This is a genomic window from Acidithiobacillus sp. TH-A36, from assembly GCF_057473445.1.
The window spans coordinates 1-1731 of sequence record NZ_JBYCKP010000671.1; the positions used below are offsets into that span (position 1 = coordinate 1).

Consider the following 1731-nt stretch of genomic DNA (forward strand, 5'->3'; position numbering starts at 1 on the left):
GCTGGGATATTTCCCGGCCCCTTCCTTTTCGCGGCTGGGAATGCCGGTTACTGGCGCAAGGGTCTGGGGAAGGAGTCAGTCATGCTTTGCTCGCGGAGTGTGCCCAGGTCAATTTATATTGGCGGCGCCGTCAAAACGGTGAGCGGTCACGGATGGCTAACGGACAGCATCGAACGGTGAAAAATATCATGCTGGAGGCTGGCATACCGCCAGAGTGGCGAGCGAATATTCCCCTGCTGTGGGATGAAGCCGGGCACTTGTTGTGCATTCCCGGTTATTATCTGGCGTCGTGGGTGCGCGCCCCGATGGGGGCGCGCGCTGCGCTCTGCCTGCTCCGAAAATAAAAGTTTTCAGTCCTGCGCCATTTGTTTTTCACGTTTTTCTTCAAGTGTTTTGCAATCAATGCAAAGCGTGGCCGTTGGTCTGGCTTCAAGGCGCCGCAGACCAATTTCCACACCACAGGATTCGCAATAACCGTATTCATTTTCCTTGATGCGACCCAGAGCCTGGGTGATTTTGCGAATCAGTTTGCGTTCCCGGTCTCTTGCCCGTAATTCCAGACCCATGTCGGTTTCGAGGCTGGCGCGATCATTGGGATCGGAGTAGTTGACGTTTTCCATTTGCATGTGTTGCACAGTACGATCGACCTCAGCCATGAGTTCGCCGCGCCAGTCTTCCAGAATTTTCTGGAAGTGAGCGATTTGCGCGTCGTTCATGTATTCTTCGTCAGGCTTTGGTTCGTAAGGAACAAAGGCGGTGTATTGCTGAACATTTCTGGGGCTGATGCCAGCAGTTTGAGAGGCTTGGTCTGCCATGTGATCTTCCTGTCCTTGTAATAAATCCGCTTACGTTTAACAGAGATCAGCCATTTTGGCAATCTTGCAGCTTATGTTTACAATGCCAGCACCTTCAACTCTGTACCAGGAATAAAGCTTATGCCTTTGCGCGCCCTGATTTTTGATGTGGACGGAACTCTTGCGGATACCGAGCGGGATGCTCACCGTGTGGCTTTCAACCAGGCCTTTGCCGCTGCAGACCTTCCCTTTGAATGGGATGTGCCTACGTACGGGCATTATTTGAAGGTGACCGGTGGCAAGGAGCGTTTGCGCAGTTTTTTGAATGATCGCCCTGATTATCCGCAGCTCAGCGATGCGGATATTGCCAGAATCCACAAACAGAAAACGGCTTTTTATGTGGAGATGATGGAAGCGGGCCTTTTACCCTTGCGCCCCGGCGTAGAACGTCTGCTGAATGCTGCCAGAGAGGTCGGGCTACCCATAGCCATAGCGACCACGACCACCCCAGCCAACGTGGAGTCCTTGCTGAAAAGCACCTTGGGTAAAGATGGACCCGGGCGTTTCCAGACTATTGGCGCTGGGGATATTGTGCCGCATAAAAAACCTGCCCCGGATATTTACTTGTATGTGTTGCAGCAACTGGGTTTTCCGGCCCCGGACTGTCTGGCTCTGGAGGACTCGGAAAATGGCTTGCGTTCTGCCGCATCTGCCGGTTTGGCTACGGTGATTACGCAAACGGAATACACGCAACACCAGAATTTTTCAGCGGCTCTGCGGGTGCTTGATCAACTCGGCGAGCCCCAGGCTCCTGCACAGATTCTGCAGGGACGCGAAGCGGGTGCACGCGTTGTGGTGGATGTGGATCTGCTGACCCAATGGTGGGAAGAAAAAACGCAGCATTAACCTGGAAACGGCCGTTGGCCGTTAAGCTTTT

At 53.4% G+C, this 1731-nt stretch carries 3 protein-coding genes; 2 read left to right on the forward strand and 1 reads right to left on the reverse strand.

The window, feature by feature from the left end:
* Positions 1–344: tRNA lysidine(34) synthetase TilS (gene tilS / locus AC2VLY_RS16790; protein WP_486922685.1), on the forward strand; the 344-nt coding region annotated here is incomplete at its 5' end.
* Positions 345–350: 6 nt separating this feature from the next.
* Here tilS and dksA read toward each other — a convergent pair.
* Positions 351–815, reverse strand: coding sequence for an RNA polymerase-binding protein DksA (gene dksA / locus AC2VLY_RS16795; RefSeq protein WP_486892855.1), 465 nt, complete (start codon positions 813–815; stop codon positions 351–353).
* Between the two features lie 120 nt (positions 816–935).
* Between dksA and AC2VLY_RS16800 the strand changes: the two genes are divergently transcribed.
* Entirely contained in the window at positions 936–1700 is a 765-nt protein-coding gene (locus AC2VLY_RS16800; protein WP_486922686.1) for an HAD-IA family hydrolase, read from the forward strand.
* Positions 1701–1731 lie beyond the last annotated feature (31 nt).